Annotated in this window: 17 protein-coding genes; 8 read left to right on the forward strand and 9 right to left on the reverse strand. The window is 57.6% G+C overall.

The annotated features are described in order from the left end of the window. Positions 1-11: 11 nt before the first annotated feature. Positions 12-1,370, reverse strand: a complete 1,359-nt coding sequence (locus tag RHM59_RS00290) for a TolC family outer membrane protein (RefSeq protein ID WP_322168267.1) — start codon at positions 1,368-1,370, stop codon at positions 12-14. A 479-nt stretch (positions 1,371-1,849) separates the two neighbouring features. On the opposite strand from RHM59_RS00290, the gene RHM59_RS00295 reads away from it, so the two are divergent. Continuing rightward, the gene (locus RHM59_RS00295; RefSeq protein ID WP_322285706.1) at positions 1,850-8,974 is read left to right on the forward strand and encodes a retention module-containing protein; all 7,125 of its coding nucleotides are present in this window, start codon (positions 1,850-1,852) and stop codon (positions 8,972-8,974) included. A 458-nt stretch (positions 8,975-9,432) separates the two neighbouring features. On the opposite strand, the gene RHM59_RS00300 is transcribed toward RHM59_RS00295, so the two are convergent. Further along, the gene (locus RHM59_RS00300; protein ID WP_322168269.1) at positions 9,433-10,026 is read right to left on the reverse strand and encodes a YecA family protein; all 594 of its coding nucleotides are present in this window, start codon (positions 10,024-10,026) and stop codon (positions 9,433-9,435) included. 220 nt (positions 10,027-10,246) lie between these two features. Here RHM59_RS00300 and recQ point away from each other — a divergent pair, with 220 nt between their 5' ends. The 4 genes from recQ (at position 10,247) to RHM59_RS00320 (ending at position 15,679) form a co-directional block, all read left to right on the forward strand. Further along, complete coding sequence (gene recQ, locus RHM59_RS00305; protein ID WP_322285707.1) at positions 10,247-12,379, forward strand: DNA helicase RecQ; 2,133 nt, start codon at positions 10,247-10,249, stop codon at positions 12,377-12,379. A 243-nt stretch (positions 12,380-12,622) separates the two neighbouring features. Continuing rightward, a complete protein-coding gene (locus RHM59_RS00310; RefSeq protein WP_322168271.1) occupies positions 12,623-13,057 on the forward strand; it encodes a MarR family transcriptional regulator in 435 nt (144 codons plus the stop codon). Positions 13,058-13,209: 152 nt separating this feature from the next. Next, positions 13,210-15,381 carry a FimV/HubP family polar landmark protein gene (locus RHM59_RS00315; protein ID WP_416195044.1) on the forward strand — a complete coding sequence of 724 codons (2,172 nt, stop codon included), beginning with the start codon at positions 13,210-13,212 and terminating at the stop codon, positions 15,379-15,381. Between the two features lie 7 nt (positions 15,382-15,388). Further along, positions 15,389-15,679 (forward strand): SelT/SelW/SelH family protein, encoded by a 291-nt coding sequence (locus RHM59_RS00320; protein WP_322168273.1) that lies wholly within the window; start codon positions 15,389-15,391, stop codon positions 15,677-15,679. Positions 15,680-15,703: 24 nt separating this feature from the next. Here RHM59_RS00320 and RHM59_RS00325 read toward each other — a convergent pair whose 3' ends face one another. Then, complete coding sequence (locus RHM59_RS00325; protein ID WP_322286756.1) at positions 15,704-16,297, reverse strand: HD domain-containing protein; 594 nt, start codon at positions 16,295-16,297, stop codon at positions 15,704-15,706. Positions 16,298-16,522: 225 nt separating this feature from the next. Here RHM59_RS00325 and RHM59_RS00330 point away from each other — a divergent pair, with 225 nt between their 5' ends. Then, entirely contained in the window at positions 16,523-17,524 is a 1,002-nt protein-coding gene (locus tag RHM59_RS00330; RefSeq protein ID WP_322285709.1) for an AraC family transcriptional regulator, read from the forward strand. An 85-nt stretch (positions 17,525-17,609) separates the two neighbouring features. Then, complete coding sequence (locus tag RHM59_RS00335; protein ID WP_322285710.1) at positions 17,610-18,173, forward strand: nitroreductase family protein; 564 nt, start codon at positions 17,610-17,612, stop codon at positions 18,171-18,173. Positions 18,174-18,236: 63 nt separating this feature from the next. Here RHM59_RS00335 and RHM59_RS00340 read toward each other — a convergent pair whose 3' ends face one another. From RHM59_RS00340 to RHM59_RS00365, 6 genes are all read right to left on the reverse strand, one after another. Then, positions 18,237-19,577: a HAMP domain-containing sensor histidine kinase gene (locus RHM59_RS00340; RefSeq protein ID WP_322285711.1), complete on the reverse strand. Its 1,341-nt coding sequence runs from the start codon at positions 19,575-19,577 to the stop codon at positions 18,237-18,239. A gap of 64 nt (positions 19,578-19,641) precedes the next feature. Further along, positions 19,642-20,058, reverse strand: coding sequence for a Spy/CpxP family protein refolding chaperone (locus tag RHM59_RS00345; RefSeq protein ID WP_322168277.1), 417 nt, complete (start codon positions 20,056-20,058; stop codon positions 19,642-19,644). A 314-nt stretch (positions 20,059-20,372) separates the two neighbouring features. Further along, a complete protein-coding gene (locus tag RHM59_RS00350) occupies positions 20,373-21,053 on the reverse strand; it encodes a response regulator transcription factor (protein ID WP_322285712.1) in 681 nt (226 codons plus the stop codon). Positions 21,054-21,060: 7 nt separating this feature from the next. Then, on the reverse strand, positions 21,061-21,468 hold the full coding sequence (locus RHM59_RS00355) for a translation initiation factor 2 (RefSeq protein ID WP_322285713.1): 408 nt from the start codon (positions 21,466-21,468) through the stop codon (positions 21,061-21,063). A 118-nt stretch (positions 21,469-21,586) separates the two neighbouring features. Continuing rightward, entirely contained in the window at positions 21,587-21,886 is a 300-nt protein-coding gene (locus RHM59_RS00360; protein ID WP_322168280.1) for a YciI family protein, read from the reverse strand. Positions 21,887-21,888: 2 nt separating this feature from the next. After that, entirely contained in the window at positions 21,889-22,485 is a 597-nt protein-coding gene (locus RHM59_RS00365; RefSeq protein WP_322168281.1) for a septation protein A, read from the reverse strand. A 66-nt stretch (positions 22,486-22,551) separates the two neighbouring features. Between RHM59_RS00365 and RHM59_RS00370 the strand changes: the two genes are divergently transcribed. Next, entirely contained in the window at positions 22,552-23,412 is an 861-nt protein-coding gene (locus RHM59_RS00370; protein ID WP_322285714.1) for a PHP domain-containing protein, read from the forward strand. The last annotated feature ends 10 nt before the right edge of the window (positions 23,413-23,422 follow it).

Raw genomic sequence — 23,422 nt, forward strand, 5'->3', positions numbered from 1 at the left:
GACGACAACCGTCATTTCAGTTCGGGCAAATGGGCTTCGCTTTTGACGTCCGAGAGCGCCACGGCTTCGGCGGGTAACACCACGCGCAATTGACGCAACAAATCGCCAGTGGTCGCTAGCACGCGATACATGGAGTACTCCTCGGTGTAACGCACCTCGGTGTAGCGGCGGGCGGCATTGAACAGTTCGTTTTCACTGTCCAGCAAGTCGAGCAGGGTCCGCTGGCCGAGGCCGAACTGATCCTGATACGCCGCGCGAACCTTGGTCGTGGTTTCAGCATATTCCCGGGCGATGGGGGTCTGGACGTGGGCGTTATTCATGGCATGCCAGGCCAGCGACAGGTTTTCGTTCAGCGTGCGCAGGGCGTTGTCGCGAATGTCCATGGACTGATTGATGCGGTATGCGTCGCCCTGCAAGCGGGCCTTGTCACGGCTACCGTTGAACAGGTTGTAATTCATCACCACCGCTGCGCGCCATTCATTGTCGTAGCCGGGTTCGCCTTGCAAGTTTTCGTTGGCGCCGGTTGCCAGCTCGGCATCGAAACGCGGGTAGAACGGTGATTTGGCGACTTCGTATTGGCTTTCTGCTGATTGCACGTCGGCTTGGGCTGACTTCAAGTACGGGTTGTTTTCCAGCATCGAGTGCTGGGCATCCACCAAGTTGACCGGCACTTGGCCTTTGATGGTCGGCGGGGTCTCCAGTTCGTCGGGCATACGGCCCACGGCACTGAAGAAGTTCGCCTCTGCATCAGCCAGGTCTACCTGCGCGGTATAGAAGTTATCTTCTGCCAAGGCGCGACGGGCTTTGGATTGGTCGAGGTCGGCATTGGTGCCTACACCCCGGGTGCTGCGTAAGCCGATCTGATCATTGATACGCAGGTGCGCTTGAAGGTTGTTCTTGGCAAGGGTCAACAGTTCTCGCCGCTTCAGCACATCGAGGTACACCTCGATGGCGCGCAACGCGACATCTTCCGATACGCCTTGAACGTAATAGGCACGGGAGTTAACCACCGACTGGGTGCGTTGAACTTCGTTGGGTGTATTGAACCCATCGAACAGCATTTGCCGCAACCGCAGCTCAGACTGGGTGTAGTTGAGCGTCTCTCTACCGTTGTTACCGGTCAGCGCTCGGCTGGTGGGGCTGTCGGTGCCCTCACGGCCGTACCCGGCAACTAAATCCACAGTCGGCAGGTACCCGCCCTTGGCAATTTTGACGTCTTCATTTGCGGCCAGTCGATTGTTCGAATTGGAGTGAATCTCCGGGTGATATTGGATAGTGCTTTGTATCGCCTCGGTGATTGACATGGCTTGAGCATTTGCACAGGTCATTGCTAACAAAATTGCGCTGCAGAGGGGGTTTAAAACGCGCATGTACTTCTCCCTATAACTCAATGAAGTGTCATCGTCGCCAATAAATTGGCGAAAAACACTGCTAAAACCGTATCAGAATTGTAACAACAGGGTTAAGAAGTTTTTGACGCTCCGTTAAGACGATTTTTTCATAACGTTTATGCCAAAAAAAACTTATGCGTCGTTCTGATTTACGGACATTGTTCAACTCTTAAAACGCTTTATCGCTAGCGCCATAGGGGTTTTAGTCGATTTCAAGCAAACTTCAAATACGATTAAAAAAATAAAATGAAAGTGTAAAAAGGGTCAAAAACAAGGTTATACGAGGTGACGGTTTATTGTCACTTTGCTGCTGGCCTAGTGATATTGCGTTGCTTTTTGTGAACAGTTTTCGAGCGATATGTAACGTTTAGTTCGGGATTTGTAAGAAAGCCGCTCGTTAAAGTCCGGCGTTTTTACAGATCCAATAGCCGACAGACGTCGGTAACGGAGGAGTGGATATGGCCAAGTTGATCGGTACCATCACGCACGTTGTGGGTGAAGTCTTCGCGGTGGCAGGTGATGGGGCCCGCCGTGCTTTAGTAGCAGGTGATCGGGTGTTCGCAGGCGAGCAGCTGCAAACCGGACCCCTAGGTGCTGTCGCCGTGCACCTTGCTGACGGTGGCGAACTGACGTTGGGGCGAGACAGCAGCATGCCGCTGTCCCCCGAAATTCTGGCCAACCATGCAACACACATCGACACCCCGGACACGACGGCGCCGAACCAGGCGCAGCTGACCGATGTGCAAGAATTGCAACGCGCCATCGCGGCCGGTGATGACCCGACCAAAGTCGCTGATCCAACCGCCGCAGGTCCCACCGTCAATGGCGTACCTGGCGAGCAAGGGGGCGGGCACTCCTTTGTATTGCTAACGGAAGTGGGTGGGTCAGTTGCGCCGACAGTCGGTTTCCCGACGGCGGGATTGAGCAGCTCAGCGATATTTCCTGAAGGTCAGGTCGCTACTCTTCCCGATAACGGCTCGGGCACGCCGGCAGTAGTGGTTGCGCCGCCTGACACCAGTATCAGTATCGTAGGATTGGACGTGAGTGGCGGCGAGTTGACCGTCAACGAGGCCAATTTACCTTTGGGGTCGGCGTCCAATCCGAGTGCTTTGACCCAAAGCGCAAGCTTCACGATCAACGCGGCGGACGGTGTGAAAGGTTTGACCATTGGCGGCGTCAGCGTCATCACCAACGGCACGGCCACTGGTTTCCCCCAAGCGATTGATACCGGGCTTGGCAATACGCTGACTGTGACCGGCTACAACCCGGTGACCGGCGTAGTCACCTACACCTATACCCTCAACGGCGCCGAAACCCACTCACCGGGCGATGGTGCTAACAACCTGATTGACCATCTGCCGGTGGTAGCGACCAACAACGACGGCAACGTGGCCACTGGCAGTGTCGACGTCAACATCACCGATGACGTGCCCACTGCGATCAACGACAGCAACCCCGGCACCGCCACCGAAAACCTGATCACCTTGGCCGGCAACGTATTAACCAACGACATCCAGGGCGCCGACCGAATCCCGACGGGACCGATTGTGGCCGGGACGTTCGTCGGAACCTACGGCACCCTCGTGCTGGCAGTGGACGGCACTTATACCTACACCCTCAATCCTAATAACCCGGACTTCGTCGCCTTGCACGGCGGCAACGGTAACGGCACGGAGACGTTCACCTATACGCTTAAAGATGCCGACGGCGATACCAGCCAGGCGAACCTGGTGTTGCAGATCCACAACAACGATAACGGCGTGATTATCACCGGCCTGAATGGCGAGGGCACCGACGCCACGGTGTATGAGAAAAACCTCGCTACCGGCAGCAGCCCGGACGCGACCGCGTTGACCCAAAACGGCACCTTTACCGTGACCGCCAACGACGGGGTCCAAAGCTTGTCCATCGGCGGCCTCAACGTGGTGGTGGCTGGCGTGGCCAGCGGTGTTGGCCAGTCGTTGACTACCGGATTGGGCAACACCCTGACCATCACCGGTTACAACGCTGGAACCGGGGTGGTCAGTTACAGCTACACCCTGAACGGCGCCGACACCCACCCAACCGGCAATGGCGCTAACAGCCTTACCGAGCATTTCGCCGTGGTCTCCACTGACACCGGAGGTTCGGTGGGCAACGCTTCGTTGAACGTCAGCGTGGTCGATGACGTGCCCACTGCGATCAACGACAGCAACCCCGGCACCGCCACCGAAAACCTGATCACCTTGGCCGGCAACGTATTAACCAACGACATCCAAGGCGCCGACCGGATCCCGACGGGACCGATTGTGGCCGGGACGTTCGTCGGAACCTACGGCACCCTCGTGCTGGCAGTGGACGGCACTTATACCTACACCCTCAATCCTAATAACCCGGACTTCGTCGCCTTGCACGGCGGCAACGGTAACGGCACGGAGACGTTCACCTATACGCTTAAAGATGCCGACGGCGATACCAGCCAGGCGAACCTGGTGTTGCAGATCCACAACAACGATAACGGCGTGATTATCACCGGCCTGAATGGCGAGGGCACCGACGCCACGGTGTATGAGAAAAACCTCGCTACCGGCAGCAGCCCGGACGCGACCGCGTTGACCCAAAACGGCACCTTTACCGTGACCGCCAACGACGGGGTCCAAAGCTTGTCCATCGGCGGCCTCAACGTGGTGGTGGCTGGCGTGGCCAGCGGTGTCGGCCAGTCGTTGACTACCGGATTGGGCAACACCCTGACCATCACCGGTTACAACGCTGGAACCGGGGTGGTCAGTTACAGCTACACCCTGAACGGCGCCGACACCCACCCAACCGGCAATGGCGCTAACAGCCTTACCGAGCATTTCGCCGTGGTCTCCACTGACACCGGAGGTTCGGTGGGCAACGCTTCGTTGAACGTCAGCGTGGTCGATGACGTGCCCACTGCGATCAACGACAGCAACCCCGGCACCGCCACCGAAAACCTGATCACCTTGGCCGGCAACGTATTAACCAACGACATCCAAGGCGCCGACCGAATCCCGACGGGACCGATTGTGGCCGGGACGTTCGTCGGAACCTACGGCACTCTCGTGCTGGCAGTGGACGGCACTTATACCTACACCCTCAATCCTAATAACCCGGACTTCGTCGCCTTGCACGGCGGCAACAGTAACGGCACGGAGACGTTCACCTATACGCTTAAAGATGCCGACGGCGATACCAGCCAGGCGAACCTGGTGTTGCAGATCCACAACAACGATAACGGGGTGATTATCACCGGCCTGAATGGCGAAGGTCCCGACGACACGGTGTATGAGAAAAACCTCGCTACCGGCAGCAGCCCGGACGCGACCGCGTTGACCCAAAACGGCACCTTTACCGTGACCGCCAACGACGGGGTGCAAAGCTTGTCCATCGGCGGCCTCAACGTGGTGGTGGCTGGCGTGGCCAGCGGTGTCGGCCAGTCGTTGACCACCGGATTGGGCAACACCCTGACCATCACCGGTTACAACGCTGGAACCGGGGTGGTCAGTTACAGCTACACCCTGAACGGCGCCGACACCCACCCAACAGGCAATGGCGCTAACAGCCTTACCGAGCATTTCAATGTTGTGGCTACCAATAACGATGGTGACACCTCGAATGCGTCTTTAAACGTCAACGTCATTGATGACGTGCCCACCGCCCACGGTGATAGCAACCCGTACTCCGCCACAGAAACCAACCCGGTCTTGATGGGTAACGTGCTGATCAACGACGTTCAAGGTGCAGACCGGATCGCCAGCGGGCCAATTGTCGGCGGCACGTTCGCCGGTACCTACGGCACGTTGGTGCTGGAGACCGACGGTTCTTATACTTACACGCTCAACCCCCACGATGCGGATTTCATCGCCCTGCACGGCGGCGCCAATGGTACTGAAGTGTTTACTTACACGCTCAAGGATGCCGACGGCGATACCAGCCAGGCGAACCTGGTGCTAACTATTCATAACAACGGTCAGCCGGTCACTGTCGATGGCCTGAACGTGTGCGGCGGCGAGCTGACCGTTTATGAGAAAAACCTCAGCAACGGCTCCAGCCCGAATGCGGCGGCACTGACCCAGCACGGCGAGTTTGTGGTTCATGCCCCGGATGGGTTGCAGAGCCTCAATGTCGGCGGAATCAACGTCGTCAGTGGTGGGGTGGTGCAAGGCTTCCCTGGCTCGGTTTCAACGGTCATTGGCAGTTTACTAACGGTGACCGGTTATAACGCCCAAACCGGCGTGGTCAGCTACAGCTACACCCTTCAACACAACGCATTGCAGGCTGACGACAACGGTGCCAACAGCATCAGCGAACACTTCACGGTGGTCGCCACCGACAGCGACGGCAGCTCGGCGTCTGGCGTCATTGACGTCAATGTGGTTGATGACGTGCCGACTGCCCATGCCGATACTGTCGGCGTGGTGGAGGGCGGGACCGTCAGCGGCAACGTATTGATCAATGACGTCATGGGGGCTGACGGACCTGGCGCGGGAGGCCCGGTGGTGGGCGTGCGTGCCGGTGGTGACACTTCGCAAGCAGCCTACGGAGGCTTGGGCGCTTCCATCGTCGGGGTTTACGGCACGCTGGTGCTGGATGCATCGGGCAATGCGACCTACCACAGCAATCAGGATTCGGTGGGTCATTCAGGTGCGCATGATGTGTTCACCTATTCAATCCGCGATGCAGACGGCGATGTCAGTACCACGACGCTCACTATAAACGTGTCTGATTCCTGCCTTAAGGCGGTCTCTGCCCAAGGGGTCACGGTGTTTGAAAATGCCTTGGACTTGACCCAAAGTGGCCACGACCTGGCCCCTGGCACGGTGATCGGTAGCACGCCGGATTCCCCCGCGGAAACCGCTTCTGGCACGTTGGTGGGCGCGGTGTCCGGGGCGGTGGGCGCGGTCAGCTTCAGTTTGGTCGGCAGCGCTGACGGAACGCTGGTGGGCCAATACGGAGAGATTCATCTCAACGGCGATGGCACCTATACCTATACCCTGACGTCCGCACCAAAAACCTCGCCCGTTGCTAACGATGGAGCAAACGTTGAGCACGAGATCTTCACTTACCAGGCCACCGACGCCTCGGGCAACTCGGTAAGTAACTCCTTGGTCATCAACATTGTCGATGACGTGCCAACAGCCGTTAGCAGCGAACGCACCTCGACCGTGGTGGGGGTCGATTCGAACGTGCTGCTGATCATTGATGTCTCCAGCAGCATGGCCGATGCGTCGGGCGTTTCCGGCTTGTCACGCCTGGACCTGGAGAAACAGGCGATCAGCACGTTACTCGACAAGTATCAGGACTTGGGTGATGTGAAGGTTCAGATCGTTACTTTCAGCGATTCGGCGGCGGACAAAACGCCAGTGTGGGTCGATGTCAGCGCGGCCAAAGCGATCATTGGCACACTGACCGCGGGCGGCGAAACCAATTACGATGCGGCCGTCGCGGCAGCCAAGCAGGCATTCCCCACCGACGGTGCAATTGCGGGTGCGCAAAATGTCGCGTACTTCCTGTCAGACGGTAACCCGACCATCGGCGAGAACCTGAGTCCGTCCGACGAGGCCGCGTGGAAAGCTTTCCTCAATTCCAATGAAATCAAGGCCTACGCGATTGGCCTGGGCTCCGGCATCACCAACACCTACCTCGATCCTTTGGCGTATGACGGCAGTACTCACACCGACACCAATGCGGTGCTGGTCACCGACTTGAGCGCACTCAATTCGGTTCTGAGCGGTACGGTGCAAAGCACGCCTATTACCGGCAGCCTGATGACCGGAGGCACTTTTGGTGCCGATGGTGGGTTTATCAAGGCGATCGTCGTTGATGGGACGTCCTACCTCTATGACCCCAAAGCCAACAACGGACAGGGCGGCCTTAGCGTATCGGGTACCAGCCACGGCACGTTTGACTCAAGCACTCACAGCGCCACGGTCGCTAGCAACGATGGCGGCACGCTGGTGGTGGACATGGACAATGGCCAATACACCTACACGCCGCCAAAAATCGGCAGCACGGCGGTGACAGAAACCTTTGGTTTTGTGGCGAGCGATAACGACGGCGACACGGCTGGCGCCAATCTGGTGGTTCACGTCAATCCGAGCGCCGCCCCGGTGGCGGTGGCGGTGGCGGACGTGGCCGTGGCGCTGGCCGACAATGTCATCACCAACATTCTGTCGCCGACCCTTACGGTGGCGGCGCAGTTGTTGTTGGCCAATAACACCGATTCTAATGGCGACAAACTGACGACCACTTCCACCACCTTCACCACGGGGTGGGCGGCAAAAGGTGCCGACTTCACTGCGACCAATGCGAACGCCATCAACTTTGCCAGTACCAGCAATAGCAGCGCCAATCAGCTGAAAACCGTGGAGCGCAGCGACTTTTTCAACAGCGCCTCGGCGTTGACGGCATTGGTGGTGCTTAACGGGTATTTGGGCGCAACCAACGCTGAGGCTGCCAACGCGCAAGACACCTACACCGTGACCCTGCACAAAGGCGAAACCGTGACCCTGAATAACTCTCAGGATGACAGTCACGTTTCAACGCAATGGCAGGACGGCAATGATGTGCTCTCCACCATTGCCGATGGGCATTCGTTTACGGCCACCGACGATGGTGTGTATCACCTACATGTGACCAACATCGTCAACACCAGCGGTGCGACGAGCGCAACGGGGGACGAAAACTACCAACTTCAATTGACGGTCAATTACGCCGGTGCGCAAGACGTGACGGCGGATTCTCACGGCAGCTACACCGTCACTGACAGTCACGGTGGCACCAGCGTCGCGGACGTCGCCCTGCATTATCAAGCGGGCGACACGGTGCAAGGCACCAACCACAACGACATATTGATCGGCGGCCCAGGCGACGTTCATCTGCACGGCGGCGATGGTGATGACGTGTTGCAGGCCGGCAGCGGTAATAACGAGTTGTTTGGCGACAACGGCAACGATGTATTGATCAGCGGGCCGGGTAATGACTTGCTCGACGGCGGCGCGGGCAACAACACCGCCAGCTACGTCAACGCCACGGCGGGGGTCCATGTTGATCTGAGCATCACCACCGCGCAGAACACACTCGGCGCCGGGACCGATACCCTGGTCAACATCCAAAACCTCATTGGCTCGCACTTCAACGACACCTTAATCGGGGACGGTGGCGATAACATCATCAATGGCGGTTTGGGCAACAATACCTTGACCGGTGGTGGCGGCAACGACACCTTCAAATGGGACCAAGGCAATGTTGGCCATGACCTGGTAACGGATTTCAGCATCGGCGTCGACAAGCTTGATCTGTCGCAATTACTGCAAGGTGATAACTCAAGCTCGGCGTCACTGGATGACTATCTGCACTTCAAAGTCACTGGCGCCGGGGCAAGCGTGGTTACCACGATTGAAGTCAACCCCATCGTTGGCCAAGCCCCGACCCAAACCATCGACCTGGCGGGGGTCGATCTGGCGAATCATTACGGCGTAACGCCGGGGTCGGGCGGGATGGTTGCGAGTGGGCATGACACGGCGTCCATCATCACCGGCATGATCAGTGATCACTCGTTGAAGGTGGATACGGTGTGAAATACAGCGGAGGATTCGGTGGGCGAATTTATTCGCGAAGGGCTTGAAACGGGTTGCCTGAAAAATCGTCTTCGTCGGCAAGCCAACTCCCACAGAATCCGCGCTTGGCTGCATCTGGGTCTGGTTGCAGTTCTGTGGGAGCAGGCTTGCCTGCGAAGGTAACGGCGCGATGTGTTTGGTAAACCGCGTCGTGTGCTTCGCCAACACGTTAGCTCCTACAGAGACTCTGCGCCTGGCAATAGTCTGTGGGAGCAGGCTTGCCTGCGAAGGTAACGGCGCGGTGTGTTTGGTAAACCGCGTCGTGTGCTTCGCCAACACGTTAGTCCTACAGAGACTCTGCACCTGGCAATAGTCTGTGGGAGCAGGCTTGCCTGCGAAGGTAACGGCGCGGTGTGTCTGGTAAACCGCGTCGTTTCACTTCGCTGTAGGAGCCAACGTGTTGGCGAGAGGCCTTTGGATCAGTGATGGCGGGGTTTGAGGATCGCTGGAGCGGGCTTTTCGTCGGGTGCCTGGCACAGCAGGTACAGAGCAGTCAGGGCTTCCGGGATCTGTACGATCATGTCATCCATCAGGTTCGCATCTTTTGCGATGTCCTCGAACTCCGGTTGTTCGTCAAACAGGCCCGAGCCAACCATGATGGGCAGCAGCATTTCGCTGACTTCTTCTTCAGCGCTTTCAAACCAGGCGTTTTCACGCAAGAACACGCCTTCCATGAAGCCGATGCACCAGCCGCGCAACTCGGAGTCATCCGGGTCTTCGCCCAGGTCCAGGTCGCATGGCAACTCGAATTCTTCGTCTGAAGCCAGTTGGCGCGCGATGTGCGCTTGCAACTGGATCAACGTGGCTTCGATTTCCTCGCGTTGAGCGTTGTCGGTGTATTGCGGTGGCTCAGAGAACAAGGTGTCGATCCATTCACGGCTCGGCACTGTTTCGGCACAAATCGACAGCGCGGTCAGGTAGCCATGGGCGGCCACATAGTCCAACGCTTCGTCGTGCAGCTCGTCGGCGTCGAGGAAAACTTGCAGGCGGGTTAGTTGCTCAGCGAAGGACATTGAAAGACTACCTTGGGAATAAACGATGCTGAATTCTAGGCTGTGTAAGGCCTGCGCGCCAGCGAGACAGGTGTTAGAAACGGTTACAGGTTTAATTTCGACCACTGATGTCACTGCCGTCCCTGGCCTGGAAACCCTCGGGTATAATGCCGCGCTTTGCGATGCTGCCAAGGGTCGCGACCGGCTGTAGCAGGTTGTTTCTGCAATTTTTGGGGTTTTTATGCTCGAACAGGCTCAACGCGTACTTAAAGACATCTTCGGCTACGACAGTTTTCGTGGTCGCCAGGGTGCCATTATTGAACGCGTTGCCAACGGCGGCGATGCCTTGGTATTGATGCCCACCGGTGGCGGCAAGTCCTTGTGTTTCCAAGTGCCTGGGCTGTTACGCGATGGCTTGGCCGTGGTGGTTTCACCGCTGATTGCATTGATGGATGATCAGGTGGCAACCCTTGAAGAATTGGGTGTTTCAGCAGCGGCGCTTAACTCCACGCTAAACGCCGAGCAGCAGCGTGATCTGGCCAATCGGATTCGTCTGGGCGAGATCAAAATGCTTTACCTGGCGCCTGAGCGGCTGGTCCAGCCGCGCATGCTGGCGTTCTTGCAGAACCTGAAAATTGCCTTGTTCGCCATTGACGAAGCTCACTGCGTGTCGCAATGGGGTCACGATTTTCGCCCCGAATACCTGAAGCTGGGGCAGCTCGCTGAACTGTTCCCCGACGTGCCGCGTATTGCCCTGACCGCCACGGCCGATAAACGCACCCGAGAAGAGATCGTCGAGCGTCTGCATTTGCAGAAGGCCGAGCGTTTTCTGTCCAGTTTCGATCGCCCGAATATCTTTTATCGCATCGTGCCCAAAGAGCAACCGCGCAAGCAGTTGTTGGCGTTCCTCTCCGAGCGACGCAGCGACGCCGGTATCGTGTATTGCCTGTCGCGTAAAAAGGTCGATGAAGTCGCGGCCTTCCTGTGTGAAAACAACTACCCGGCCCTGCCGTATCACGCGGGCCTGCCCAACGAAACCCGAGCCGCCAACCAAAAGCGCTTCCTCAATGAGGAAGGCTTGATCATGGTCGCGACCATCGCCTTCGGTATGGGCATCGACAAACCCAACGTACGATTCGTCGCGCACATGGACCTGCCCAAGTCACTGGAAGCCTATTACCAGGAAACCGGCCGCTCGGGTCGCGACGGTCTGCCTGCTGATGCGTGGATGGCTTACGGTCTGCAAGACGTGTTGATGCTCAAACAGATGCTGCAAAACTCCGAAGGAGACGAACGCCATAAGCGTCTTGAGCAGCACAAGCTCGATGCCATGTTGTCGCTCTGTGAAGAAACCCGTTGCCGTCGCCAGACGCTGTTGGCGTATTTCGACGAAGACATGCCCAAGCCGTGCGGCCATTGCGATAACTGCGTCGATGGCGTGCAAACCTGGGATGCCACCGAGCCAGCGCGTCAGGCGTTGTCGGCAATCTACCGCACCGGCCAGCGCTATGGCGTCGGGCATTTGGTGGACGTGCTGCTCGGCCGCGACAACGACAAAGTGAAAAGCTTCGGCCATCAGCACTTGGCAGTATTTGGCGTTGGCAAGGCGCGCGCCGAAGGTGAGTGGCGTTCACTGTTTCGCCAATTGGTCGCTCGCGGTTTGGCTGATATCGACCTCGAAGGCTATGGCGGTCTGCGCTTGAGCGACACCTGTCGACCGCTGTTACGCGGTGAAGTGACGCTGGAATTACGCCGTGACCTGAAACCACAAACAACCCCGAAAAGCGGATCTGGCAGCAGCCCCGCCAGCCAGTTGGTTCGTGCTGAAGAGCGCGAACAGTGGGAGGCCCTGCGTGCCCTGCGGCGTAAGTTGGCCGAAGAACATGGGGTGCCGCCTTACGTGATCTTCCCCGATTCCACGCTGCTTGAAATGCTTCGTAGCAAACCCGGTTCGATGTCGGAAATGGCCCAGGTCAGCGGTGTCGGTGCGCGCAAACTCGAGCGGTATGGCGAAGCGTTCCTCGAAGTGCTGGGTGGCACGGCCGAGGCGTCAAGGGTCGTCGCTGATCTGCGGCATGAATTGATCAGTCTGGCCCGTGCTGGCATGACCCCGTTGCAAATTTCCGGTCAGTTGCAATGCTCTGAAAAGAACGTCTATACGATGTTGGCCGAGGCCATTGGCAAACAGCAGTTGTCGCTGGAACAGGCGTTGGACCTTCCCGAGGATTTGCTCAGCGAAGTGCAAGACGCATTCCTTGATGGCGAAGGTGAGTTGCCGTCGGTGTCTGCCGTGGCTGCACAATTCGCCGGTCGCGTGCCGGAAGGCGTGTTGTATTGCGTAAGGGCGGCGTTGCAATCGGAGTTTGAAGTTTAATATTGCGCGGCTTCATTCCCGAATAAATTCGGTCCCAAAGTAATGGGCCAATCCCTGTAGGACCGAATTTATTCGGGAAGCTTTTTGCTTATAGCGCATCAATCGCCTCGTTAATAAGTTGTCCTACAATCAGTGCCACCATGGCACCTGCGACGATTCGCTACAAACGGGCCACTTGCCTCTGTGTAAGTGGCATGGTTAGCTTACTAATAATTAGTACAAGCCTCTAACCTTGAGTTTTCTATGCCCCTCACTGATCAACATCGCTTCGGTATGCAACTGGCGCACATGTCTCGCGGCTGGCGCGCCGAACTGGACCGACGTTTGGCTGACCTCGGATTGTCACAAGCGCGCTGGCTGGTGTTGTTGCACCTCGCACGTTTTGACGAACCGCCGACCCAGCGCGAGCTGGCACAGAGCGTTGGCGTGGAAGGGCCGACCCTTGCGCGGCTGCTGGACAGTCTGGAAACCCAAGGGCTGGTTCGCCGTCAGGCAGTCGTTGAAGACCGCAGAGCTAAAAAGATCCTGCTAAGTTCCACCGCCCGCCCATTGATCGACAAGATCGAAACCATCGCCACAGCGTTGCGCAAAGAGTTGTTTGAGGGTGTTGACGAAGAGGAACTACGCATCTGCATGCAAGTTCACGCCAGAATCCTGTCAAACCTCGAAAAATCGTAAGCGTCAGTATTCAGCGATGGGGTGATTCTTATAAGCTTGAGCATTGTTTCACGCGTAAGAGGGTTGCGCTGGAATTGCCTCCGTACTAGCGCCATCTATGTGTAGATGTTGAGTGTGCCGAGAAGCGAGCTTTGGTTTCTATAGGGATTTTCATGCTGAAGAGTTCTCAGGTTGCGCTCCCCCGGGTAAATCGTCCGTCGCGGTCATTCGTGCGTCGTTGCTGTATGGCTGCGGCCGCAGCCTCGTTGTTGTACTCGGCTATGGCTTCGGCCTTGGGGCTGGGTGAGATCACGCTGCATTCGGCATTGGAACAACCGTTCAACGCCGACATAGAGCTGATTGAAACGGCTGGCCTGACTGCCGACGACATCCATGTAAGTCTCGCTTCGCAAGATGCCTTTAACCGAGCGGGCGTCGAACGGCTGTTCTTTTTGAATGACCTGCGCTTTACGACGGTCATCAATGGCAATCGTGGTGTCGTGCATGTGGTTTCGAAAAAGCCGGTTAGCGAGCCCTATCTGAGCTTTCTGGTGCGGTTGGCCCGCCCGAACGGTGATCTGGTCCACGCTTATACGGTGTTGATCGACCCTCCTGAATCTGCCCAAGGCCGGGCAGCGTCACGTGCCCGCTGGGTAGAACCCAAGGACAATAACCATGCGGATGCACGCATGCCAGTCGCGCCACCTCAGGCCGTGCAAGGGAATCACTACACGGTCGTCAGCGGTGACAATTTGGGCGCCATTGCGCGTCGTTTGCTCGGCCCAGGCAGTCAAACCTCCGCAGCTGATATCGCGCAAGGCATAAAGGCGCTTAATCCCCAGGCGTTTCCCAACGGTAGCGGCACGCGACTGAAAGTCGGCCAAAATTTATTACTGCCGGACAGCGCGGTATTGCCGCGCTCGGTAGCAGTGCCCGTTACTCCTTCAGCTAAGCCGGCCGTCGCCGACAGCACGGCACCGGCCGCCGTTGTCAGTGATGAACAAAAAACCGCTGAACGGCTGGCGGCAGATGCCATTGAAAACCAACAACTGACGAAATCCGTCGGTGATTTGAAAGGCCAGATACAGGGCCTTCAGGACCAGGTGTCAGGCAAAGACAAGCAAGTCATCGAACTACAAACCGCGTTGGCAGAACTGAAAGCCAAACCGGTGGCACCGACCGCTGCTGTGCCTGCGGTGATGATTGCGCCCATTGTGGCGGCGCCTATAGCTGATTCATTCATCAGTATCCCCTTGCTGATTGGCGCGGTGTTGGTACTGCTACTGCTGCTGGGAGTGGCGTACTCAGTGCGACGCAAGCGACTGAAAAACGTACCGCCTGAGCAAGCGGTTCAGGTAACGCCGGACCCCACAACGCCCTCTCCCATGCGGGTTCGGGTGGTCGAGTCACCCAGGGTCGAGGCGGTGGTCGCGCCCGTGGTGCCCGCTGTCATTGCGGCGAGTTCCTCAAGTCAGCGCCTTGCCGGCGCTGCCACCGATGCGTTGGACGGTGCAAGCATCTATATCGCGTATGGCCGGTTCACTGAAGCGTTAGGTATTTTGCGTGAGGCGTCGCTCAAGCAGCCGCAACGTACTGATCTGCGCCTGAGAATCCTGGAGCTGTTGGCCGAGCAAGGCGATGTCGATGGTTTTGCTCGCGAAGAGCAAGCGTTGCTTGATCACGGCATAAGCGCCGATGCCGTGCAGGAGGTTCGTGCGCGTTATCCGCAGATGTTCATCAAGCCTGAGCCGGTTGCAGTGCCGTTGCCGCAGGTGCCAGCCGAAGTTGTGTTGAAACCAGGCCTAGCGCCGGTGCAGTCCGATTCTCGGTTCGTTGAACCCGAAACTCCGATCCCAGTCGCTCAGCCTGTGGATGAATTCCACCTGAACCTGGATGATCTGTCGATGGACGCTGGATGGGATCTGGTCGATCCCTTCGAGCCCCCGCCGGCCCCGCGCAACAAAATTGCGCCGCAAGCTGAGCCGGAATTTGCATCCAACCTGACGGAGCTTCCTGAGGTTTTCGAAATCCCTGATGAGCTGTTTCTCAGCGACTTCGCCGAGCCTGAGCCTGAGCCTGAACTCGAACCTGAGCTGGAACCGAACATCCAGTCCAACAACGACGCACTGGATGACGGTTTTCTTGACGGCTTCATGAGCGACTCGACTGAGTTTGATGTGCTGGACCTCGCCGATGATGAGCCGCTGAGCAAAATCAACCACGCGCAACTGCTGATCGATGAAGGCGAGCTGGACGAAGCGCGGGCACTGTTACAAGAAGTGATCAAGGAGGGTGACATCGAGCACCAGCGCAAGGCTCAGGACTTGTTAGCGGGAATCAGCTGAGGCCAGTATGCCCAACACCAAACCTGAAATTGTCATCACCTATTGCACGCAGTGCCATTGGCTTCTGCGTGCCGCCTGGCTCGCTCAAGAGCTGCTCAGTACCTTTACCGATGACCTGAGCAGGGTTTCTCTTGAGCCAGCGACCGGTGGGGCGTTTCGCATCACTTGCAACGGCGTGCAGATTTGGGAACGCAAGGCCGATGGCGGCTTTCCCGAAGCGAAGGTGCTCAAGCAGCGCGTTCGCGATCAGATCGACCCGCAACGCGACCTTGGGCACAACGATCGCGTGCAAGACTAGTTGGCGGGCGGGCTTAAGGAGGCCTCACGCCAACCCAGGGTTTTCCTTGGCCGCTGATGCGTAAATCGAGTTTTTTGGGAACGCGAATACCCGCTCCAACATGGGTTCGAAGAAGCCCAGCGGCAGTGTTTCGTAACTGGGGTCAAACGCTGCGGCATCGTATTTGGCGCAGAATTCGATGGTTCGTTGGTACTGCGGGTGGTCCTTGAATTGTTCGCGCAACAGCCGATCCATGCCCAAGTGGTGGAAAAAATAATAGCCCTGGAAGATCCCGTGCTTTTCCACCATCCATAAGTTTTCCGCACTGACAAAGGGCTTGAGAATGGCGGCCGCGATGTCCGGGTGGTTATACGAGCCCAGCGTATCGCCGATGTCGTGGAGCAGCGCGCACACCACGTACTCCTCGTCGCGACCATCGCGGTGCGCCCGGGTGGCGGTTTGCAGCGAATGGGTCAGTCGGTCGACCGGGAAACCGCCAAAGTCTCCGTCCAGCAGTCGAAGGTGGGTCAGAATTCGTCCCGGCAGTTGCTTGGCGTAAGCGGCGAAGTCCTTGGCAATAATCATCCAGTCTTCTTGAGTGCCGTCCTGCATGTGGGTGAAGCGCGCCTGAGTGTTCATCATCGGTCCTGTCGTTATTAGAAGTGGACGGGTTCAGTCTAGGCGTTGCAGGTTTTCCGGCAGTGGCCGTGAAGGACGCTTTGCTGGCCCAACGCGCCGTAGAACGCTAATGCTCTGCTAAAAGCGTACTTTGCCCAGCAACATCTCGTGGTACATGATTAAGCCTCCAGCGTATCCTTGGCCGCACTGGCTGCGGGACGCGGCTTATTCCGAATAAGAAAAATCATGAGCGAAAGAACGACTTCTGCCAGTTGGGCCATGGGTATCGTCAGGTCATTGGAGCTGGATGGCCTGGACTGCCGCTTACTGTTCAAGGAGTTGGGGCTTGATTACTCCGACCTGGACAACCCCGACGCGCGTTTCCCACAAGATTCCCTGACCCGGCTTTGGCAGCGGGCGGTTGCGCTGTCGGGTAATCCAGCGATTGGTTTGAACATGGCCAAAGTCGTCCGTCCAGGTTCCTTCAGCGTGGCGGGTTACGCACTGATGTCGAGTCAGACGCTCAAGGACGGTTTTTCGCGTTTGGTCAGGTACCAGCGAATCATCGCCGAAAGTGCTGACTTGAGTTTCCGTCTGCTGGCCGAAGGCTATGCGCTGATCTTGACCGTGCACGGCGATCATCTGCCGCCCACCCGGCAAAGCGCCGAAGCCTCAATGGCGTCGGTCCTGGCGTTTTGCAGTTGGCTCACCGGACGGACACTGCAACCGCGCCAGGTGCTGATTCAGGGTGATCCGCCCAAGAACATGGAACCGTACAAACAGGCCTTCCATGCGCCGATGACGTTCAATGCGCCCTACGACGCCCTGGTGTTTGACCGTGCCGACATGGACGCGCCTCTGCCCACGGCCAATGAGGCCATGGCGCAACTGCATGATCGTTTTGCCGGAGAGTACCTGGCGCGGTTTTCTGAAAGTCGTGTGACTCATCAAGCCCGTCAAGTGCTGTGCCGGTTGCTGCCGCAGGGCGAGCCCAAGCGTGAGATGGTTGCGCAACGTTTGCATTTGTCTCAACGCACGTTGCAACGACGTTTGCAGGAGGAGGGCACCAGTTTTCAGACATTGCTTGATGACACCCGCCGTGAACTGGCCGAGCAATACTTGGCGCAGCCGCAAATGACCCTGTTGGAAATCGCCTACTTGTTGGGCTTCGCCGACCCCAGCAACTTCTTCCGGGCTTTTCGTCGTTGGTTCGATGCAACGCCGGGGGAATACCGCGCTCGGATATAAATGGTAGTAATTAAATTATGCGCTCGCTCGTTAGTAGTAACGTACCCCACCTAGAATGACCGATCATTTTTTCAGGAGATACCCAATGGAGGCGCTCGACGCTTTGCTCAACCGCGTATCAGTCCCACGGCTGGTTGATCCGGCACCCGACGCCGCGCAGCGAGAACTGTTGTTTGCCGCAGCCCTGCGCGCGCCTGACCATGGTCAGTTACGGCCGTTTCGGTTCTTGACCGTCGAAGGTCATGCCCGAGAACAAATGGGCGAGTTGCTGGCGCAGGCGCTGCAACTCAGCGGTGCCGAGCCCAACACTCAGGCCTTGGAAAAAACGCGCCTTGGGCCATTACGCGCGCCGTTGGTGGTGGTTGTCATCGCCAAATTGCAGGATCACTTTAAAGTGCCCAAGCAAGAGCAACTGATCACCGCCGCCTGCGCTGCCCACGGCATTATTAACGCGGCTTTTGCATTGGGAGTGGGCGCTGTCTGGCGCACCGGCGAGCTGGCTTATTCAGCCCACGTCGCAAAAGGGCTGGGGTTGGAAGCAGGGGAAGAGGTCGTTGCGTTCCTCTACCTAGGCACCCCGCAAAACGAACCGCGCACCGCGCCTAAGCTCGATATCGCTGACTTCGTGAGCGCGTGGGGGACTCTGTAGGAGGGGCCGCCACGTCTTAGACGCCGCGCTGTCGCGCTGCAAGCTCGCTCCTACAGATGGCCACTAAGCAGCACTGGAAACTATCGGGTCTAGCGGCAAATTCATGCTTGCCACAAACCCGCCTTCAGGGTGGTTGGCCAGTGTCAGGTTGCCGCCGTGGCGTTCTGCGGCGCGTTTGGCGATGGCCAGGCCCAAGCCGTAACCCGGCGCTGTCTGGCCGGGGGCGCGGTAGAAGGGTTCGCCCAATTGCGGTAAAAATTCTGAAGACACGCCGGGGCCGTGGTCACGCACGCTGATGAGTAACCGATCGCCCTCACGCTGTGCCAGAAACTCAATGGTTTTCCCCACGGGGTTGAAACGCAGGGCGTTACGCAACAGGTTGTCCAGCGCCCGCTCAAGCATGTCGGGCCAACCTTGCAGTTCAACGTCGTTCTGAACATCGACCCGTACTTGCTGATCTGCGGCGCCGAGCAGGGCGTCGCTTTGCAAGTGGTGCAGCATCTCAGCCAAGTCCACTGACTCGGCCTCTCCAAAATCCGCGTCCAGACGCGCCAGCACCAAAATCTCGCTGATCAAGGCTTCGAGACGGTCGCATTCCCGGGCCAGGCGCGGCCAGAGCTTCTCGCGTTCTGCCGGTTCGGCTCGCTCAGCCAGCGCCAACGCAATACGCAACCGCGCCAAGGGCGAGCGCAACTCATGGGAAACGTCACGCAGTAACTGACGCTGGCTACCGATCAAGGCTTGCAGGCGGGCGCCCATACGGTTGAAGTCGGTAGCCAGCACGCCGAACTCGTCGCGACGATTTGCCAGTTGCGCCAAGCTGTTCTGTTGATAAGTGGTTTGCCCCAAATCATGCACCGCACCGCGCAATCGACTGAGCGGGCGAGTGATGGACAGCGTCACCATTAAACTGAACAGCGTCAGTACCACCAGCGCAATACCCAGAGCGCTGAGGGGCCAGATCAAGCTGTCACGGTGCCACGCATTCAGCTCCGGGTGGGGGATGCGGTAGATGAATAAATAGGTTTCGCCGCTTTTCGGGCTGGTGTACTCGCTGGTTAGACGACGCCACGGAAGTTGCTCGGGGTCGTTGTGCTGGCGCGCTTCGAAGGCCGCCGCCCGAGGTGGAAATGTCCCGCGTACCAGCGCTTCACCGCTTTCGTTGAGCACCTGAACATCAACGTGATAACGCCGTTTTCGCTGTTGCAGGTATTCCTGTGCGGTTTCTTGACCCTTGTCTTCATAGAGTTGGGTCCAGTTCTGCGCCAATTTGGCGATGCCTGGATGGCGACTGAGGATCCAGGCGTCCTTATTGAGCATGTGCCCGAGCAAAATCGACAGCCCTGCCACCAGGGCTATAGCTAACCAGAAACTTGCCAGAATTCGCCAGAACAATGAACGCACGTGAATTCCTCAAAACAATAAAAACCCGACACATTTAAATGTGTCGGGTAGGGCAAGCCAGCAGTTATTGAGCTTGCTGAGCCTTTTGCGCTTTCCATGCCTGGAACTCGGCGTGGTCGGCACGGCGTTGAGCCTCTTGTTGCTGGATCACGTCGAACTGTTTTTGCTGATCAGGCTTTAGCAGCGCACGGACATCGCTCTGGGCTTTGATGTGTTTGGCGGCTAGCTCGTCCTGCATGCTTTTCTGTTGGGCAGGGGTCAGCATTTGCAGGTAACGCTCGGTGACTTCGTCGCGGTTACGCTTCTGCTCAAACATGATCCGCCCGATTTGTTGGCGTTGATCCGGGGTCAGGTTCAATTGGCTGTAGGGGCTGTGGCTGTGCATGCCACCGCTATGACCGCCACCGTCTTCGGGAGGCATGGCCATCGCAACAGTAGGCAGAGCAGCAGCAAACAGCAGGGCGATTAAAGTCTTACGCATGGTGAATCTCCTTGTCTCGGATCCGACTCGATGCCGGTTGAGGCCAGTGTAGGGAGAACAAGGTCAACGGCGGTCAGGTGACAGTAAAGCTTGGGTAAAGACGAAATCACCTGGAATAGATTCCCGCCGCGTCCTTTGAATCGCGCTGTAAACGCTGTTTTCTGTAGCCAACTTGTTGGCGAAGGTCCTTCAAACCTTATCGCAGCCTTTGGCAGCTCCTACAGAATTTTTTGGGGTCAGTTCAGTCTGTGGGACCGAATTTATTCGGGAAAGCTTCAGTCCTGACGCTCTGCCGCCTCGAAGACGCAAGCGTTTCAAACGCAGTAGTAATAACCGCGACTGCGCAGGGCGACGATTCTTGGGCGGCCGTCGGCGTGGGGGCCGATTTTCTTGCGCAGGTTGCTGACGTGCATGTCTAGGCTGCGGTCATACAGCGTCAACTTGCGACCCAGTGCCAGCTGCGCCAGTTCTTGCTTGTCCAGCGGCTCGCCGGGTTGACGCAGCAGCGCTTCGAGCAAACGGCTTTCCGAAACGGTCAGGGTAAATTCATGCTCGTCGATGGTGACCACGCCGCGCACCGGGCTGAAACACAGATCCCCCAGTTCGAGCTGGCTGGATGCCGCCGAGGAGTGGCTGCGGCGCAGGACGGCGCGCAAGCGAGCGGTGAGTTCTCGCGGGTCGCAAGGTTTGGCCAGGTAATCGTCGGCGCCCAGTTCGAGGCCGAGAATGCGGTCCAACGGTTCGCCACGGGCTGACAGCATCAGCACCGGCAAATCAGGGTGGTCGGTACGCAATTGTTTAAGCAGTTCGAGACCGCTGCCATCCGGCAGCATCACGTCCAGTACGACGGCGGCTGGCGACGTCGATTGCGCCAATGCGCGTCGAGCGCTGCTGCCATCGTGGCAAGACTGCACCTGAAAGCCTTCCTGGCTTAGCCAACTGCTCAGAAGCTCACAGAGCTCCTTATCATCATCAATTAGTAACAGTTCGCTCATGACTCACTCAATTTAGCCACTGCCGACGTTGTCTACGCCAGCCGCTGGCAAAGATACCGCAAAGAAGGGCAATCATAGCGACACCGCCGCCAGTAACGAACCATTGTTGTTGCTCGGTGAGCATACGTTGCGGCGCGGCAGTCTGCGATTCTTTGAGTTGCAACGTGAGGCGTTGGTTCTCTTGGCGCAGTCGACTCAGCAGGCTTTCACGTTCAGTGTCTTTACTTAGGATTTGCTGGCTCAATTTCTCGCGCTGTTGCTCGCTTGCTGTAAGGCGCAGCTGCAAATCGGCGATCCGACTACCCGTGTTCAGCGGTACCGCAGTGGACACCGATGGAGTGGAGGGTTCTTCGGCCTGAGCGTTGACGCCAACGCTCAATAGGGCCCACAACAAATACATCGAACCTGAACGCATCTGAACGCCTTATATTTTTATTGAGTATCGGCGGGTTATCGGCAGGTTTAACGCAATCGTGAGCAATACCGCAATGATCCATGGGCGCCGCGCTCAAGCGCGGCGCCCGCACGCTGTGTTACGGCATTACTTGTTTGAACGGCTTGACCATCACGTTGGCATACACTCCAGCGGCGACGTACGGATCAGCGTCGGCCCAGGCTTGCGCGGCTGTCAGGGATTCGAACTCGGCGACGATCAAGCTGCCGGAGAAACCTGCGGTGCCGGGATCATTGCTGTCGATGGCCGGATGCGGCCCGGCCAAGACCATGCGGCCTTGTTCTTTCAGCAGGGTCAGGCGTGCCAAGTGATCAGGCCGGGCAGCCAAGCGTTTTTCCAATGAATTGGCGACATCGGTCGAAATGATAGCGTAGAGCATATTCAATCCTTGGTTTCAGGCGTTGAGGAATCCGCATCGTGCAGGTGGCGGGCGAGGAATATCCCTTGGCCGAGCAAAAACAGCAAGGTCATGCCGAGGCTGCCGAACACTTTGAAGTCCACCCAATAATCCTGATACGTGAAGGCCACGTACAAGTTGGCTGCACCGCAGAATACGAAAAAGATGATCCAGGCGATGTTCAGTCGGGTCCAGATCGCCTGCGGCAAGGTCAGTGCGTGGCCCATGATGCGTTGAATCAGCGGACGATCACCGATGAAGTGACTGCCGGCAAAGGCCAGGGCGAACACCCAATTGACCACTGGTGCTTTCCACTTGAGGACGGCTTCGCTATGGAAAGCCAACGTCAGGCTGCCAAACACAAGGCAGGCGAGCAAGGTTAGCAACTGGCTTTTTTCCAGTCGGCGTTGAGTGATGAACAAAATGCCATACACCACGATCGAACTGATGATCAACATGGCCGTGGCGCTGAAAATCCCGCCCACCATGACGCTGTGGCCAAGAATGTCGACGGCGCGAGGATCGATTTTGTACACGATGAAAAACAGCAGCAGCGGAATGAAGTCGATGAATTGTTTCACAATGGCAGCCAGATGCAGGATGTGGCGGCATAATAACAAACATCAATGACAGCGAAAGCGCCACCTATGAATGTTGACCTGCACTGCCACAGCACTGCTTCCGATGGCGCACTAGCGCCTGCGGTCCTTGTTGCGCGTGCGTTTGAAAACGGTGTGCGGGTGCTCGCCCTGACCGACCACGATACCCTCGAAGGACTCGAAGAGGCCCGTACTGCGGCGCTTGCGCTGGGTATGCAGTTGGTCAACGGTGTTGAATTATCCTGTACCTGGGGCGGTGCCACCATCCATGTTTTAGGCTACGATTTCGACATGAACGCGCCCGCCTTGGTCGACGCTATTGAGCGTTTACACCATGGTCGCTGGTTGCGCGCTGAAGAAATAAGCCGAAAATTGGCGATCAAAGGTATGCCGGGGGCACTGGAAGGTGCTCGCGCCATCCAGCAGGAGCTTGGTGACAGTGGTAATGCACCGGCTCGACCGCACTTCGCGGACTTTATGGTCCGGGCCGGTTTTGTCAAGGATCGCGCCGAGGCGTTTCGTAAATGGCTGGGCGCTGGCAAACTGGGCGACGTCAAACAACATTGGCCTACGCTGGAAGAAACCGTAGCGACCCTGCGCGAAGCCAAAGCCTGGGTCAGCCTGGCACACCCTTGGCATTATGATTTCACCCGCAGTAAACGTCGTAAATTGGTCGCCGACTATCTTCAGGCTGGCGGCCACGCGATTGAAGTAGTCAACGGCCTGCAACCCGCAATACAGGTCGGTGGTCTGGCTATTCTGGCTCGTGAGTTTGGTCTGCTGGTAACTGCCGGCAGTGACTTTCATGCCCCTGGCGCCTGGTCCGAGATTGGCGTTTACCGCCCGTTGCCTGAGGACCTACCGCCACTTTGGTGTCGATTCAAACATGACCAGCCTACTGCCGTCTGAACAGGAAGAT

Origin of the sequence: Pseudomonas sp. MH10, from assembly GCF_034353045.1 — a bacterium.
Taxonomy (GTDB): Bacteria; Pseudomonadota; Gammaproteobacteria; order Pseudomonadales; family Pseudomonadaceae; genus Aquipseudomonas.